The sequence below is a fragment of the Vibrio sp. AND4 genome, assembly GCF_000171815.1.
Classification (GTDB): domain Bacteria; phylum Pseudomonadota; class Gammaproteobacteria; order Enterobacterales; family Vibrionaceae; genus Vibrio.
Map to the genome: position 1 here is coordinate 1 of NZ_ABGR01000018.1, position 16,584 is coordinate 16,584.

Sequence of the window (16,584 nt, forward strand, 5' to 3'; positions counted from 1 at the left end):
TGGCCTGTGATCAACGCCACCAGCGGTGTATCAGGTGCTGGGCGTAAGGCCTCCATGGTGAACAGCTTCTGCGAAGTGAGCCTACAACCTTACGGTGTATTTAACCATCGACATCAGCCAGAGATTGCTCAGCATTTAGGTTGCGATGTAATTTTTACGCCACACCTAGGAAACTTTAAACGCGGCATTCTTGCCACCATCACCATGAAGCTAGCGCAAGGTGTGACAGAAACACAAGTGGTACAAGCATTTGAACACGCCTACCAAGACAAGCCAGCGGTTCGTCTCAGAGGTGACGCCACGCCGCGTATTCAGGATGTCGAAAATAGCCCTTTTTGTGATATTGGCTGGAAGGTACAAGGCGAACACATCATTGTGATTTCGGCAATCGACAACCTACTCAAAGGTGCGTCCAGCCAAGCAATGCAATGTCTCAATATTCATTACGGTTACCCAGAACTGACAGCATTGCTGTAGTCGTTGAAAGAGGGAAATACGATGACGCAAACCAATCAAGCACCTTTAGTCATTAAACTGGGCGGTGCAGCACTATCTTGCACTCAAACCTTAAGCCAACTGTTTGCTGCCATTGCGGCATACCAAAAGTCGGCGCAGCGACAAATCGCCATCGTTCATGGCGGTGGCTACCTAGTTGATGAGTTGATGGCAAAGCTTCAGCTTAAAACTGTAAAGAAAAACGGTTTACGCGTAACACCTTACGATCAAATTCCTGTGATTGCGGGCGCGCTTGCTGGTACTGCAAACAAGATTCTGCAAGGCCAAGCAATTTCTAATGGCCTGAATGCGGTGGGCCTTAGCCTCGCTGATGGTGGTTTATGTCATGTTGAAGAACTTGACCCAGAACTCGGCGCGGTAGGGAAAGCATCACCAGGGGATTCAACCCTATTACAAGCGGTGCTAAACGCAGGCGCACTACCGATCATCAGCTCAATTGGTCTGACAGAAAAAGGTCAGATAATGAATGTGAATGCTGATCAAGCTGCGGTTGCCGTCGCGGGTGCACTGGACGCGGAGCTGGTGCTCCTGTCTGATGTAAGCGGTGTTCTCGATGGTAAAGGTCATTTGATCAAAACCTTATCAGAGCAAGAAGCGGATGCATTGATCCAAGGGCAAGTGATCACCGACGGCATGATCGTCAAAGTTAAGGCGGCTTTGGAGGCCGCCAATGATCTTGGACGTTCTATCGAAGTCGCGACATGGCGTTACCCAGAGAAACTGACCCAGCTATTCGCGGGTGAAAGTATTGGCACGCAGTTTCTGCCGCAATAAAGCAGAACAGTCAAAGAATTCAACATTAGGAAGTGGTTGGCACTGACCGCCTAGAGCAGCGCCAGTTAAGTTTGGAGAAAAACATGAGCAAAGTGAACGTAAATAAAGTGGTAGTCGCATACTCAGGCGGTCTAGATACTTCAGTAATCATCCCCGTGGCTAAAAGAGAACTACGACTGTGAAGTGGTGGCGTTTTGTTGCCGATGTTGGTCAAGGTGCACAAGAGCTAGAAGGTATTTGAAGCAAAAGCAAAAGCTTCTGGTGCTTCTGAGTGTTACATCGCCGACCTGAAAAGAAGAAATGGTCGCGGACTACATTTTCCCGACGCTAAAAACCGGTGCTTACTATGAAGGTAAATACTACTAGGTACATCAATGGCACGCCCCATCATTGCCAAAGCCCAAGTTGAAGTTGCACGTAAAGTGGGCGCGGATGCGCTGTGTCATGGCTGTACAGGTAAGGGTAATGACCAAGTTCGTTTTGAAGGCGCATTTGCAGCACTAGCACCAGATCTGCATGTTATTGCGCCGTGGCGTGAGTGGGATTTGGTGAGCCGTGAGGCGTGTTTGGATTACCTAGCGGAGCGCAACATTCCATGTTCAGCGTCTCTTACTAAAATCTACTCACGTGATGCGAATGCATGGCATATTTCGACTGAAGGCGGAGTCTTGGAAGAGACGTGGAACGCACCAAACGAAGACTGTTGGGTATGGACTGTCGCTCCCGAGCAAGCACCAAACGAAGCTGAATATATCACGCTGAAAGTCGCCAAAGGGGAAGTCGTTGAAGTGGACGGCGAAACAATGACGCCATACAACGCGCTGGTTTACTTAAATGAGAAAGGTGCGAAGCACGGTGTGGGTCGTATCGATATCGTAGAAAACCGTCTTGTGGGTATGAAGTCTCGTGGTTGCTACGAAACGCCGGGAGGCACCATCATGATGGAAGCACTGCGCGCCGTCGAGCAGCTTGTGCTCGATAAATCATCGTTCGAATTCCGTGAAGAGCTAGGTCTAAAAGCGTCTCACCTTGTATACGATGGTCGTTGGTTCACCCCTCTATGTACATCGATCCTTGCTGCTTCTGAAGCGCTCGCGCAAGACGTTAACGGTGAAGTGGTCGTGAAGCTTTACAAAGGCCAAGCAACGGTGACACAGAAGCGCTCTGACAACAGCTTATACACAGAAGCGTTTGCAACTTTTGGTGAAGATGAGGTTTACGACCAAAGCCATGCAGAAGGGTTCATCCGTCTTTACTCGCTATCAAGCCGTATCCGTGCGTTGAACAGCCAGAAACAGTAAGTCAATCTAGCTGGCTCAGAAAATAAAGGACCTGCCCCTATTGGCAGGTTTTTTGGTTTCGACTGATCTAATCAAGATTAAGTAAGATACTACTGAATAAATATGTATTTTTACTGAATTTATACTTTATTTTTTTCTGTGATTATCGTAACGTGGAGGCATAAGGAAAAATGAGCAAATGATCAGCAGCTTGCTCAACACATAATGAATAACACGTTAGTGTAAGCGATAGTCATCAGGAGAGACGCAATGGCATTATGGGGCGGAAGATTTACCCAAGCGGCAGATACCAGGTTTAAAGACTTCAACGATTCGTTGCGTTTCGATTACCGATTGGCTGAGCAAGACATTGTAGGCTCAATTGCGTGGTCTAAAGCATTGCTGTCTGTTGACGTGTTATCTGTAGACGAACAACAAAAGCTTGAGTTGGCACTCAACGAACTTAAGCTGGAGGTGATGGAAGATCCACACCAGATCCTACGCTCAGATGCGGAAGATATCCACTCTTGGGTCGAGCAGCAACTGATCAACAAAGTCGGCGACTTAGGCAAAAAGCTACACACAGGTCGTTCTCGTAATGATCAAGTGGCCACTGATCTCAAGCTTTGGTGTCGTCAGCAAGGACAGCAGCTGCTGATTGCGCTTGATCGTTTACAAACTCAGATGGTTGGTGTTGCCAAGCAGCATCAAGGCACTGTCCTTCCTGGTTACACTCACTTGCAACGTGCGCAACCTGTGACTTTCGCACACTGGTGTCTGGCTTATGTTGAGATGTTTGAGCGTGATTACTCACGCTTAAATGATGCACTGAAGCGTTTAGATACGTGTCCACTCGGCTCTGGTGCGCTTGCGGGGACGGCGTATCCGATTGATCGCGAAAAGTTGGCTCACAACCTTGGTTTCCCCCGCGCGACACGTAACTCGTTAGATTCAGTTTCTGATCGTGATCATGTGATGGAACTGATGTCAGTCGCGTCTATCTCAATGCTACATTTATCCCGTTTGGCAGAAGACATGATCTTCTACAACTCTGGCGAATCTAACTTTATTGAGCTCGCTGATACGGTAACGTCAGGTTCATCTCTGATGCCACAGAAGAAAAACCCAGATGCATTAGAGCTTATCCGTGGTAAGACTGGCCGCGTATACGGCGCGCTTGCTGGCATGATGATGACGGTGAAAGCGCTGCCACTGGCTTACAACAAAGACATGCAAGAAGACAAAGAAGGTCTGTTCGATGCACTTGATACATGGAATGACTGCATGGCAATGGCGGCTTTGTGTTTTGATGGCATTAAGGTTAATGGTGAGCGCACGCTAGAAGCGGCGAAACAAGGCTACGCAAACTCGACTGAGCTGGCGGATTACCTAGTGGCAAAAGGCATCCCATTCCGTGAAGCACACCATATCGTCGGCGTTGCCGTGGTTGGTGCAATTGCTAAAGGCTGCGCGCTAGAAGAACTATCGATTGAAGAATTGCAATCCTTCTCTGAAGTGATTGAGGCGGATGTGTATGACATTCTGACTATCGATTCATGTCTTGAAAAGCGTTGTGCGCTTGGTGGCGTGTCACCGCAACAAGTGGCTTACGCCGTCGATCAAGCGGACAAGCGCCTGACTCAACGTGATACGTCTACGGTCAAAGTGCGTCCTGCACGCCTGACAGACATCGAAACATTGGAAGGCATGGTGGCATACTGGGCAAACATGGGGGAGAACCTACCGCGTTCACGTAATGAATTGGTACGTGACATTGGATCCTTCGCGGTTGCCGAGCACCACGGTGAAGTAACAGGCTGTGCGTCTTTATATGTCTACGACTCAGGGCTGGCAGAAATTCGTTCTCTCGGTATTGAAGCAGGCTGGCAAGGCCAAGGGCAAGGCAGTGCGATAGTGAACTATCTGGTTGAGAAAGCGCGCCAAATGGCCATTAAGAAAGTCTTTGTGCTGACGCGTACGCCAGAGTTTTTTATGAAACAGAGCTTCCAGCCAACCTCGAAGTCATTGTTGCCAGAGAAAGTGCTGAAAGATTGCGATCAGTGTCCACGCCAGCATGCCTGTGATGAAGTTGCACTGGAGATCAATTTGTTCGAACAATTGATCCAGAAAAGTAATGTAGCTTAGGTTGATGAATTTATTAGTATTTAATAAAACACTTAAAAAATAGGGAAAAAATTTGGAACCTTTAAGAGGAAGCCCGGTCTATTAAAGTACCACTGCTTTTTCTTAGAAGAATCTAAGAGGCCCCAAGACCGATATTGGTTTTGGGGCTTTTTTCTATCTGTCATCTGAGCGATGATCCTCTCTGTTTGGTCTCCCGCGTCGACGCTGCCACGGCAAAATAACAAAGCGCATCCAAAGGTGTAAAAACAGTAAGGCATTAAACGTAAAGCAAGCAAAGATCAGGGCGATCGACTCAATACTCTGCGGATCATCTTTAAACACAAACCACCATATGATCCAGCATAACACCGAGAGTAGCGTCACCTGTTTCATACATCGTTGGCAACGTCCGATTTTTTTCCAAAACCAATGCTCTTGGCAAGTGTGACAAGCCATTGTTCTATCCATACTGTCTATTTTTTTTGATTATAACCTTAACCAAGATTCGAAAGTGTTTTGTCTTCCCCTTGAGTAAAGGAGAGCCAACCAAAAATGGAAAATTAGCTTGGTAAAACATCTGTGGCACGTCATTGGTGTATGGTGCTCGGTCAGCCAAACAATAGGAAAAGAATAATGTCGACAGAACTTAAAGTAGCACTCGGTTTTGCTAGTAGCTTCTTCATCATTGGTTTTACTGCAATTGTGCTTGTTAGCCGTTACGCAATGATGACTGTCTAACACCAATCTTAGTTAATAACGGTCATACTCTGAGCTCTGATTTACAGTGATTGGCATAACCACCATTGTATTGATTTTGGAATGAATAAAGTTGGGATTGAAAGCCTCGTTTTTACGAGGCTTTTTTATTGGGATACCATCTACCGGGCGAGAGATATACGGGAAGAACGATGGCTGGACAGCTCAAGTTTCAATCCAAGCCCATCAAATAGAGGATTAGCTTAGGTAAGTTTCTAGCTCTTCGCTACCACCGATATGTTTACCACCGATGAAGACTTGAGGAACCGTCGCACGGCCAGAGATTGCCCGCAGACTCACGGTTGTTGCATCTTTACCCAAAACGACCTCTTCATATTGAAGGCCATGGTCAATTAGGTTTTGTTTCGCCTTCATGCAGAAAGGACAACCTGGTTTGGTGAACACGGTGATCGATTCTTGAGTTTTGTACTCAGGTGCCACGTAATTCATCATGGTGTCTGCATCCGAGACTTTGAACGGGTCGCCTGGCTCGTTTGGTTCAATAAACATTTTTTCAACCACGCCATTTTTCACTAGCATGCTGTAACGCCACGAACGCTTGCCAAAGCCGATGTCGTTTTTGTCCACCAGCATACCCATGCCGTCCGTGAACTCTCCGTTACCATCGGGGATGAAGGTGATGTTTTCTGCTTCTTGGTCAGCTTTCCACGCGTTCATTACAAACGTATCATTGACTGACACACAGACAATTTCATCCACACCATGCTCTTTAAATACGGAGAACAACTCGTTGTAACGAGGTAGGTGGCTTGACGAACATGTTGGAGTAAATGCACCTGGCAAGCTGAATACGATAACCGTTTTGTCTTTAAATAGTTCATCCGTGGTGACATTCACCCACGCGTCACCCTCACGAGTTGGAAAGGTAACTTGTGGTACAGCTTGACCTTCTTTTGATGCAAACATAATGATTTCCTTTTTCAATTTATGAAATAATTCGTATTCGAGCTTAGCGTTATTTACCGCTTAGTTTTGTTTAATTGGCCCCATTATTGAAAAAATATTTTGATAGCTCTAATCATTTGATGCTATGGTTTTGATAGATTATTTCTATCGAGAAACAAGAAGCGAATCGTACGTATGAATATCCGAGATTTTGAGTACTTGGTAGCGCTTGCTGAGCACAAGCATTTTCGAAAAGCGGCGGAAGCCTGTTTTGTTAGCCAGCCAACCTTGAGTGGTCAGATTCGTAAACTAGAAGATGAATTGGGCACGACATTGCTAGAGAGAAGTAGCCGTCGAGTGTTGTTTACCGATTCTGGTTTACAGCTAGTCGAGCAAGCAAAACGTATCTTAAGCGAAGTGAAAACCCTTAAAGATATGGCGAGTGGTCAAAGTGGTGCTATGACGGGCCCTATGCATATTGGCTTTATCCCAACCGTCGGACCTTACTTGTTACCCAAAATCATTCCTCGATTGAAAGTGGAGTTTCCTGAGCTTGAGCTGTTTCTGCATGAGGCCCAAACCCATCAGTTGGTTCGCCAGTTAGAAGAGGGCAAGCTAGATTGTCTCGTGTTAGCTTCTGTCGATGAGACGGCCCCTTTCAAAGAGATCGAAGTGTACAATGAGCCCTTGAGCGTCGCTGTGCCTTGTGACCATGAATGGGCTGATTTGGAACATATCGACATGCTGGACCTCAATGGTAGAACGGTATTGGCTCTAGGCGATGGTCACTGTCTGCGTGATCAAGCACTTGGTTTCTGTTTTGCCGCTGGAGCAAAGGACGATGAACGTTTTAAGGCGACCAGTCTGGAGACTTTGCGTAATATGGTGGCAGCCGGCGCTGGCATTACACTGTTGCCAGCACTATCAGTACCGAATGAGAAAAAGAAAGATGGCGTATGCTACGTGCCAGCTGTGAACCCAACGCCTTCACGCAGTATTGTTTTAGTTTACCGTCCTGGCTCACCACTACGTGCACGCTTCGAAGCATTGGCTGCGACCATTAAAAGTATCTTGGAAGCGAAAAAATAACCTTATTGCAGCTTTACGCGGATAATACAGAGAAACAAAAAGGGAGCTCGCGCTCCCTTTTTTATATCGGTCATTTGCTATCAGAATAGCTCTTCTGAGCCCCCGCTGCCTGAGTAGATACTGTCTTCTAGGAGGCTACCTACGTATTCGGTAGGCTCTGTCCCTTTCTTAAAGTATTCAAACATCGATGAGCCATCAACTTTGTGCGTCAATAGGCCACTATCACGATCGATACGCACCCGAACGATATCATCTGGAATATTCTTACCTTGCTGTGGTTTGCCTTCTAGGGCAGTGTGCATGAAATCAATCCAAGCCGGTTCCGCAGTCTTTGCTCCTGATTCAGCGCCAGAGGTCTGGCCTTTGCCTAGGTTGCCATTGACTGTCGTGCGGCCTAGTGTTCTCGAGTGGTCATCGAAACCAACCCACGCGATTGCCACTATGCCAGGACCGAAGCCGTTGTACCAAGTGTCTTTTGAGTTATTGGTGGTGCCTGTTTTACCGCCGATATCGCGACGTTCAAGTTTCTGTGCACGCCAGCCAGTGCCGTTCCAGCCAGTACCATCACGCCAGCTGCCACCACCCCAGATGTTGCTGTACATCATTTCACGCATTAAGAAGGCGTTCTGCGCAGAGATCACCTGTTTTGCGTATTGCGGCGTATCGTTTTCTAGTGCGTTGTCTGGGGCAATTTTCTCTGTCGTTACGTCTTGCTCACCAAATTCTGCGGCAAACTTATCTTCAGCCGGTGTCTGCGGTTCAATGTAAGGACAATCTTGCTGACAAATTACTTTAGGGTTTGCTTTGAAAAGCACTTCACCGAACGCGTCCTCCACATGATCAATGTAGAATGGCTCTACATAGTAACCGCCGTTAGCAAACACGGAGTAGCCTTGCGCCACTTTCATTGGTGTTAAACTGCCGGCACCAAGAGCGATGGTTTCTGAACGTGGCACTTTATTGATGTCAAAACCGAAGCGCGTTAGGTATTCACGTGTCTCGTCCAAACCCACTTCACGCAGAGTACGGACAGCCATGACGTTTTTAGACTGCGCCAGACCGATTCGCAGGCGAGTAGGGCCAACGTATGTTGGTGGTGAGTTTTTCGGGCGCCATGCAGAACCTGAGCCCGCATCCCATTTGTTGATGGGCGCATCATTGATAAGAGAGGCAATGGTTAGTCCCTTATTGAGTGCTGCTGAGTAGATGAAAGGTTTGATACTTGAACCTACTTGGCGCACTGACATGGTTGCACGGTTAAACTTGCTGTGAACAAAGTTAAAACCGCCAACGAGGGAGAGTACAGCCCCGTTTTCTGGATTCATGGCGACAAATGCGGTGTTTGCGCTTGGAACTTGGCCTAGCTTCCAGTGATTGACTGTGTTGCCTTCTGCGTCAGTAGTACTGATTTCACGGACCCAAATTTGTTGGCCTGTCCCTAATATCTGTTTGGCTGATTTTGGCGCAGCGCCTTGACGTTCATCCGTTAGGTATTTTCGGGCCCAGTTCATGCCAGTCCAAGCGATGGTCTGCTCATTATTGTTCTTGACCCAAACTTGCGCTGTTTTGTCGTCTACTCGGGTGACGATTGCTGGGAGAAGTTGTCCGTAAGTTGGTTGCTTCTTCAGATGTTGTTCAATCTGATCGGTATTCCAAGCGGCTTCATCTTGTTTCCACAATACTTTTTCAGCACCGCGATAGCCGTGACGCTCGTCATACGCAAGAATGTTGTTGATTGCGGCTTTGTTCGCGGCATCTTGCAGCTTTGAATCCACTGTCATGTAGATGTTTAAACCGGACGTGTAGGCTTTTTCTGGGCCGTATTCTTTCACTGCCCACGAACGCGCCAGTTCTGCAACATATGGGGCAGAAAGCTCAATCTTAGCACTGTGGTATCGAGACTCCATATGCTCTGCTCGTGCTTGCTCGTATTGCTCTTGAGTAATGTATTTTTCATCTAACATTCGCATCAGAACGACGTTACGACGGTTGGTTGCACGCTCAAGAGAGTGGATAGGGTTCATCGTTGATGGCGCTTTTGGCATACCAGCAAGCGTTGCAATTTCACCTAAGGTCAATTCATTCAGGCGCTTGCCGAAATAAACCTGAGCAGCAGCACCGAAACCGTATGAGCGGTAACCAAGGAAGATCTTGTTGACGTACAGCGCCATGATCTCTTGTTTTGTCAGAAGTTGCTCAATGTGAATCGCAATAAAGATCTCTTTCACTTTACGCATGATCTTCTTCTCGTTGGATAGGAAGAAGTTACGCGCTAGCTGCTGAGTGATGGTACTTGCCCCTTGCTTTGCAGAGCCGGATAGAGCGACGACGACGGCTGCACGCGTGATGCCGATAGGGTCGATGCCCGGGTGTTCATAAAAACGGCTATCTTCGGTCGCGATCAGTGCATGAATTAAATCTTGCGGAATTTCGTCATAGGTAACAGGAATGCGGCGTTTCTCGCCAAACTGCGCAATCAGCTTCCCGTCTTGACTGAAAACTTGCATAGGTGTTTGTAATTCAACATCTTTTAATGCTGCAACATCTGGCAATTCAGGCTTCACGTATTGATAGAAGCCAAAAATTGTGGTGACTCCAAGAATTATGCAAATCAATGTTAAAAATAATAAACGCTTTATGAACTTCACCGGAGAATCCCTGATTGGTTGAGGCTGTGTAACGGCAAATCCTTGTACTCTTGTTCAAAAATTTAGCACATAAGAGACATTAACTCTTATTTGAATGCTAATAACAACCTTTGCACGAAGAAAATTCTCTGGGTGCTAACAATATCGGCACGTAAGAATTTCGGAGCGAGAGTAGAGATGAATAAGCGATTAGTCACGGGCATAGATATTAGCCCTAACAGTCTCAAAGCCGTGGTACTTAAACCCAATGGCAACAGCTACGCACTACTGGGCTACAAAGAAATAATACTTAAGGAAGCTATTGTCGCTGAAAACCACACTATAAATCATCAAGAAATTGTAAAGACCCTCAAAGAGATGAAAAAAGAGCTGCCATTTCGGGCTAGAAAGGTAGCAATTTCAGTGCCGGATAATGCTGTAATGAGCAAAAATCTACAGATAGAGCAGGGCATAGAAGAGAGTGATAAGGAGTTTGCTGTCGTGCAAGCCTTCTCATGTCAATCGCCATTCCCGGTAGAAGAACTGAACCTTGACTTTATTCAGGTTGATGTTGATAAACGCAGACAAGGAAGCAACAGCTATCAGGTATTTGCGACCCGTAAAGATGTCGTTGCCCCCCGAGTTGAAGCAATAAAGAAATCAGGCTTAAAACCTGTGCTGGTGGATGTGCATTCGCAAAGTCTTGGCCGCATGTGGCAGTGGGTTGCTGAATGTTTTCCTCAAAAGAACAAGTATTGTTTACTGGATATCGGAACTTTGGGCAGCTCTTTCACTATGTTCTCCGAACAAGGTGAATTGTTTTACAAAGAATTTTCTCATGCTCCCAGCACTCTCGTGAGCTTGTTCGAAAACGATTTGGATGTCGACGACACAAAAACGGCGATAGAGCAGTTCAATCGACAAATCGTCGAGCGTGTAAAACGCCAGAGGCAGCTCTATACCACAATGAATGGACGCCAAAACATCGAAGGTATTTGGCTCTCGGGAGAGGGCGCTGCGATACCTATGTTGGCTGAGGAACTGTCCAGTCAATTGTCTCTAGAGTGTGAACGACTTAACCCACTGAGCTTGTTTGAAATCAAGGTTTCTGAATGTAAATCTTGTGTGCCAAATTGGCCACATTTCACTGCTGCGGCTGGTTTGGCTTTACGCGGTATTGAGTGGTTAGGGAGTGAGCATGCTCTATCCACTTAATCTCTTTGCATGGCGCGAAAAACAACGTGAACAGCATCGCCGTCGTTTCATTGGTTTGTTGGTGTTTGGGGGGATTGCAGCTCTGGGTGTGCAATGGGGCGCTGGTCAGTACTTCCAATATCAACAAGATCAGCAGCAACAGCGCTTGGCTTATCTTACGGATTATATTGCTCGAATCGATCAACGCATTGAGGTAATGAAGATCGCGCAGCAAGCGCACAGCCAAACTTTAGAGCGTTTGAAGATCGTTGAAGGATTACAAAGTGAGCGCAACAAAACCACTGAGTTTATGAACCTAATGCTCTCAGTGATCCCCGAAGGAGTCCATGTCGATAAGATCAAAATGAACGATTATAAAGTTGAGATATCAGGTATTGCTGATAGCACGGCTCGCCTCACGACCATGATCGATAACATGGAGCGCTCTCCCAAGCTGAGGGATGTCGGCATGCACTCTATTGTTCATGGCAAAGTGCGTTTCGGTAAAGAGTTCCAAACCTTCAGAGTCTCTTTCATGTTCAAAGGTGCTTCTATGAATGACGGCAAGCAGCATGGTTAATTGGCAAGACCTAGAAATGGATGAAATCGCTGAATGGCCGCTGGTGCCTCAGTTGGTGGCGATTCTTCTTATGGTGGTGTTGATTCAAGGTTTTGGTTACTGGTTTTATTTGAAGCCAGAGGAAGCTCGCCTTAATACCTTGCTCCAAGAAGAGCAGGCTTTAAAAGCTGCATTGAGGCTCAAAGTAAATAAAGTCGCGGCCCAGCCTCAGCTTCAGTCACAATTGGATGAGCTAACCATCCGTTATGCACGGCTTTTGCAGCAACTGCCTGTGCAGAGAGAACTGGCGAGTATGCTGGCGTCGGTTAACCAGCTCGGCATTGATAACAAGCTGACGTTTTCGCGTATTGATTGGGGGAAAAAAGAGTCAGATCATTTCCTTTACCGGCTACCGCTCAACATTGAGCTGACAGGTGACTTTCATGACATCGGTCGTTTCTCGCAGGCCATCGCCACACTTCCACGCATCATCACTTTTAAAGATGTGACGTGGCAGCGAGTCAGTCAAGAGAGTGAAACCTTACACTTTCGCGTAAGCGCGAGCACATACCAGTTCAAACCAGAGGGAAAGAAAGATGCCAAATAAAGTATTCCCAATGGTTTGTATGATGAGTCTGCTGGTGGGGTGCCAAGCCAATGATGAGTCACTGAGTGGCTTTATTCACGAAGCAGAAAACCAAGCCAGTCCTTATGTCGCCAAGCTTCAGACAACCCAAGTGTATGTGGCGATGAAGTATGAGTCTGAGACCTTACGTACCCCTTTTGAACTGCCAAGGGAGGCCTCTATCGCAACTCACCCTTTGGGGCGGCAGGACTGTTGGCAACCGCCGTCAAGAAAACGCACTGACAAGCTAGAGCACTTTTCCATCGATCAACTTCGTCTCAAAGGAGTGATGGGCGTGGGCAGTGACATCTTAGGTCTGGTTCAAGCCCCAAATGGCCAGCTTTACCAAGTGCAGCCAGGACAATACCTAGGACGTAACAATGGCAAGGTTGCTCAAGTGTCCCATCGCTATTTATTGATTAATGAAACCTTGCCGGATGGTTTAGGTTGCTGGCAACAGCGCAAAGTGAAGTTGGCGTTGAGATAGCAACGGCGGCATCTATTTTTAATATTGAGCAATGATAACAATGAGATACGAATCAATACTGACAGCAAGAAGGCGAACAGGGATCTTCTCTTTGTGGTTTTTTCTACTTTTGGCCCCTTTTGTCGCAGCAGAAGAAGTGAAGTTAAACTCACTTGAAAGCATCGATTTCCGTACCAACAAAGATAAAGACGCCGTGATTGTCGTTGAGCTCGCGTCACCTGCGGCAATTGTGCATATTAAACGTGTGCAACAAGGTTTGAGTATCGACTTACTCAACACATCCGTAAAAGATGACCAATTGTACTTACTTGATGTGCAGGACTTCTCAACGATAGTCGAAAGTGTTGAGGTGTTTCGCGACAATGATAAGACGCGTCTGCTCGCTTATATTGATGGGGACTACGCTCACGATTACCGTCTTAAAGGTCGCTATTTAGAGGTGACCGTCGGCAAACTGAACGCCAGCTCAAAAACCGCCAATAAAAGTATTTTGCAAAAGAAAGGCAAGCTGATGTCGATTAACTTCCAAGACATACCTGTGCGCAACGTGCTGCAACTTATTGCTGAATACAACCAATTTAACCTCGTGGTGTCCGATTCGGTTAATGGCAATCTGACTTTGCGTTTGGATGGTGTGCCTTGGCAGCAAGTGCTTGACATCATTTTACAAGTTAAAGGGTTGGATAAGCGCGTCGAGGACAGCATTATTCTGGTTGCCCCTCAAGATGAGTTGGATCTGCGCGAGAAACAGCGATTAGAAAAGAAAAAGTTTGAGCAAGAGATAGGCGAACTCTCCTCAGAGATCATCAACATCCACTTCGCAAACGCGTCAGATATTGCTGAGATGATCAAAGGGGAGGAGGATGCCAGTATGCTTTCCGAACGCGGCAGTATGACCATTGATGAGCGCACTAACTCGCTACTAATTCGTGAATTACCAGAGAACATAGGGGTAATACGTGAGATTATTCAATCACTTGATATACCTGTAAAACAGGTTCAGATTGAAGCTCGCATTGTGATGATCAATGAAGGCAGTATGGATGAACTTGGTGTGCGTTGGGGCTTATCTTCTGCCGACGCTGGGTATCGTCTGGGTGGTTCGATTGAGAGTAACCTAGCAACCATTGGCCTATACGATGGTGGTGATGGCGATGATAGCAGCAGTGTCGATATCGATGACTTGCTGAATGTTAACCTTGCAGTGACTCGCCCAAATGCAGCCAGTATTGCTTTTCAAGTTGCTAAGTTAGGTTCGGATACGTTACTCGATTTGGAACTTTCGGCGCTTCAACAAGAGTCGAAAGCAGAGATTGTTTCGAGTCCGCGCCTCATCACAACCAACAAGAAACCCGCTTATATCGAACAGGGGACCGAGATTCCTTACCTTGAGTCCTCCTCAAGTGGTGCGACTTCGGTGGCGTTCAAAAAAGCGGTGTTGAGTTTAAAGGTGACGCCACAGATTACCCCTGATAATCGCTTGGTATTAGATTTGAGCGTTACACAAGACAGACCGGGTCAAGTGGTAAAGACAGGTACAGGTGAGGCTGTAGCGATCAATACGCAGCGTATTGGTACACAAGTTTTGGTCGACAATGGTGAAACTGTCGTGTTGGGGGGTATTTTTCAACATAGCATTACAAACTCCGTCGATAAGGTGCCGTTATTAGGTGATTTACCGCTTTTAGGGGCACTTTTTCGTCGGACTTACGAGAATGTCGGTAAAAGTGAATTGCTGATTTTTGTTACTCCGAAAGTTGTGATTCAGTGAGAATCGGTGGGCAAAAAAACGAATAGATCAAAAATAAAGTTGCATTAGTGGCACCATGCTTGGATAATTTCGGGTCTTATCACGAATTATCTGTGAGGAATTGGTGTCACGAGCCTTGTGAAACAGCAGCTTAGCTGTGTTCTCTTGTGGCGATCTTATTGAATTAACGTTGTAAGTTACCGCTAAATATGGCTGAGAAACGTAATATTTTCCTTGTTGGCCCAATGGGCGCCGGCAAAAGTACAATTGGTAGACACCTAGCACAGCAACTGCATATGGAGTTTATGGACTCTGATACAGTGATTGAAGAGCGCACTGGTGCAGATATCGCTTGGGTTTTTGATGTAGAAGGTGAAGAAGGCTTCCGTAAACGTGAAGAATCTGTACTTGAAGATCTAACTCAAGAGCAAGGCATAGTGTTGGCGACGGGCGGAGGCTCAGTTATGAGCAAAGAAAACCGCAACCGTCTTTCAGCACGTGGTGTTGTTGTTTACCTTGAAACAACTATTGAAAAGCAGCTTGCGCGCACAAACCGCGACAAGAAGCGTCCTTTACTCCAAACTGACAATCCTCGCGAGGTGTTGGAAAGTTTGGCAGGCGAACGTAACCCTCTATACGAAGAAGTAGCGGATTACACGGTTCGTACTGATGATCAGAGTGCAAAAGTGGTAGCCAACCAGATCGTAAAAATGCTAGAAGAGAGATAAGTATTTATCTTTTTCGAACTGGAGCACACCGATGGAACGGATTACGGTCAATCTAGCAGAGCGTAGCTACCCAATCTCAATTGGCGCCGGGTTATTTGAAGACCCGGCGTATCTTTCCCAAATTCTTGCAAACAAAAACGCTAACCAGAGAGTTGTCGTGATCAGCAATGTCACGGTTGCACCTCTGTATGCGGACAACATTCTTAGCCAGCTAAAACAGCTAGGATGTGATGCCTCGTTGCTTGAGCTACCTGATGGTGAGCAATACAAAAGTTTAGACGTATTTAATCAAGTCATGAACTTCCTGCTAGAGGGAAGCTATGCACGTGACGTAGTGATTATTGCTCTAGGCGGCGGCGTGATTGGTGACCTTGTTGGCTTTGCGTCGGCATGCTATCAGCGCGGTGTTGATTTCATCCAGATCCCAACCACATTGCTTTCCCAAGTGGATTCTTCTGTTGGCGGTAAAACCGCAGTAAACCATCCTCTGGGTAAAAACATGATTGGTGCCTTCTACCAACCTAAAGCGGTCATCATCGACACCAACTGTCTATCGACGCTACCAGAGCGTGAGTTTGCTGCTGGTATTGCTGAGGTGATCAAGTATGGCATTATTTACGATGGTGCTTTCTTCGATTGGTTAGAAGATAACCTCGAGCGTCTGTATGCATTGGAAGAAGAAGCGCTGACTTACGCGATTGCGCGATGTTGTCAAATTAAAGCGGAAGTTGTGGCACAAGATGAGAAGGAATCAGGCATTCGAGCGCTGCTGAACTTGGGCCATACTTTCGGCCATGCAATTGAAGCTCAGCTCGGGTATGGCAATTGGCTGCACGGTGAAGCGGTGTCTTCCGGTACTGTGATGGCGGCGAAAACATCTCAACTACGTGGATTGATTTCACAACAGCAACTCGATCGCATCATTGCTATTATGCGTCGAGCAAAACTACCAGTGCATACGCCGGATAGCATGAGTTTTGATGACTTCATGACGCACATGATGCGAGATAAGAAAGTGTTGTCTGGTCAGTTGCGTTTGGTTCTGCCAACCAGCATCGGTACTGCCGAAGTTATTGCGGACACGCCGCAAGACATCATTAAACAAGCTATTGACTTCGGTCGTGACATTTAACCTTGTAATGGCGCCTTTGGGCGCCATTCTTGTCGTT

The 16,584-nt window shown here is 46.7% G+C and carries 14 protein-coding genes and 1 pseudogene; 12 read left to right on the forward strand and 3 right to left on the reverse strand.

Features of this window, described 5'->3' with window-relative positions; translation table 11 throughout:
* The 4 genes and pseudogenes from AND4_RS14515 to argH all read left to right on the forward strand — a co-directional run.
* The coding region (locus AND4_RS14515; RefSeq protein WP_009843730.1) for an Asd/ArgC dimerization domain-containing protein at positions 1–477 on the forward strand (477 nt) is incomplete at its 5' end.
* Positions 478–498: 21 nt separating this feature from the next.
* Positions 499–1,290 carry an acetylglutamate kinase gene (gene argB / locus AND4_RS14520; protein ID WP_009843731.1) on the forward strand — a complete coding sequence of 264 codons (792 nt, stop codon included), beginning with the start codon at positions 499–501 and terminating at the stop codon, positions 1,288–1,290.
* Between the two features lie 83 nt (positions 1,291–1,373).
* Positions 1,374–2,591, forward strand: a pseudogene (locus tag AND4_RS14525) (argininosuccinate synthase).
* Positions 2,592–2,840: 249 nt separating this feature from the next.
* Entirely contained in the window at positions 2,841–4,715 is a 1,875-nt protein-coding gene (gene argH, locus AND4_RS14530; protein WP_009843735.1) for an argininosuccinate lyase, read from the forward strand.
* Positions 4,716–4,868: 153 nt separating this feature from the next.
* Here argH and AND4_RS19615 read toward each other — a convergent pair whose 3' ends face one another.
* Both AND4_RS19615 and AND4_RS14535 read right to left on the reverse strand, forming a co-directional pair.
* On the reverse strand, positions 4,869–5,150 hold the full coding sequence (locus AND4_RS19615; protein ID WP_009843736.1) for a DUF3624 domain-containing protein: 282 nt from the start codon (positions 5,148–5,150) through the stop codon (positions 4,869–4,871).
* Between the two features lie 498 nt (positions 5,151–5,648).
* Positions 5,649–6,377 (reverse strand): redoxin family protein, encoded by a 729-nt coding sequence (locus tag AND4_RS14535; RefSeq protein WP_009843738.1) that lies wholly within the window; start codon positions 6,375–6,377, stop codon positions 5,649–5,651.
* A 174-nt stretch (positions 6,378–6,551) separates the two neighbouring features.
* Between AND4_RS14535 and oxyR the strand changes: the two genes are divergently transcribed.
* A complete protein-coding gene (gene oxyR, locus AND4_RS14540; RefSeq protein ID WP_009843739.1) occupies positions 6,552–7,445 on the forward strand; it encodes a DNA-binding transcriptional regulator OxyR in 894 nt (297 codons plus the stop codon).
* An 80-nt stretch (positions 7,446–7,525) separates the two neighbouring features.
* Here the strand turns inward: oxyR and AND4_RS14545 are convergent, their stop codons facing one another.
* On the reverse strand, positions 7,526–10,093 hold the full coding sequence (locus AND4_RS14545) for a PBP1A family penicillin-binding protein (RefSeq protein ID WP_009843740.1): 2,568 nt from the start codon (positions 10,091–10,093) through the stop codon (positions 7,526–7,528).
* A gap of 177 nt (positions 10,094–10,270) precedes the next feature.
* Here AND4_RS14545 and pilM point away from each other — a divergent pair, with 177 nt between their 5' ends.
* The 7 genes from pilM to aroB all read left to right on the forward strand — a co-directional run bounded on the left by pilM (position 10,271) and on the right by aroB (position 16,547).
* Positions 10,271–11,287, forward strand: coding sequence for a type IV pilus assembly protein PilM (gene pilM, locus AND4_RS14550; RefSeq protein ID WP_043991722.1), 1,017 nt, complete (start codon positions 10,271–10,273; stop codon positions 11,285–11,287).
* Positions 11,271–11,846 (forward strand): PilN domain-containing protein, encoded by a 576-nt coding sequence (locus tag AND4_RS14555; RefSeq protein ID WP_009843742.1) that lies wholly within the window; start codon positions 11,271–11,273, stop codon positions 11,844–11,846. The genes pilM and AND4_RS14555 overlap by 17 nt, the downstream gene beginning before the upstream one ends.
* Positions 11,839–12,432: a type 4a pilus biogenesis protein PilO gene (gene pilO / locus AND4_RS14560; RefSeq protein WP_043991723.1), complete on the forward strand. Its 594-nt coding sequence runs from the start codon at positions 11,839–11,841 to the stop codon at positions 12,430–12,432. The genes AND4_RS14555 and pilO overlap by 8 nt, the downstream gene beginning before the upstream one ends.
* Entirely contained in the window at positions 12,422–12,937 is a 516-nt protein-coding gene (locus AND4_RS14565) for a pilus assembly protein PilP (protein WP_009843744.1), read from the forward strand. Before pilO ends, AND4_RS14565 begins: the two co-directional genes overlap by 11 nt.
* 40 nt (positions 12,938–12,977) lie before the next feature.
* Positions 12,978–14,708 (forward strand): type IV pilus secretin PilQ family protein, encoded by a 1,731-nt coding sequence (locus AND4_RS14570; RefSeq protein ID WP_086026854.1) that lies wholly within the window; start codon positions 12,978–12,980, stop codon positions 14,706–14,708.
* Positions 14,709–14,896: 188 nt separating this feature from the next.
* Positions 14,897–15,415, forward strand: a complete 519-nt coding sequence (aroK, locus tag AND4_RS14575) for a shikimate kinase AroK (RefSeq protein WP_009843746.1) — start codon at positions 14,897–14,899, stop codon at positions 15,413–15,415.
* A gap of 31 nt (positions 15,416–15,446) precedes the next feature.
* A complete protein-coding gene (gene aroB / locus AND4_RS14580; protein WP_009843747.1) occupies positions 15,447–16,547 on the forward strand; it encodes a 3-dehydroquinate synthase in 1,101 nt (366 codons plus the stop codon).
* Positions 16,548–16,584: the final 37 nt, after the last annotated feature.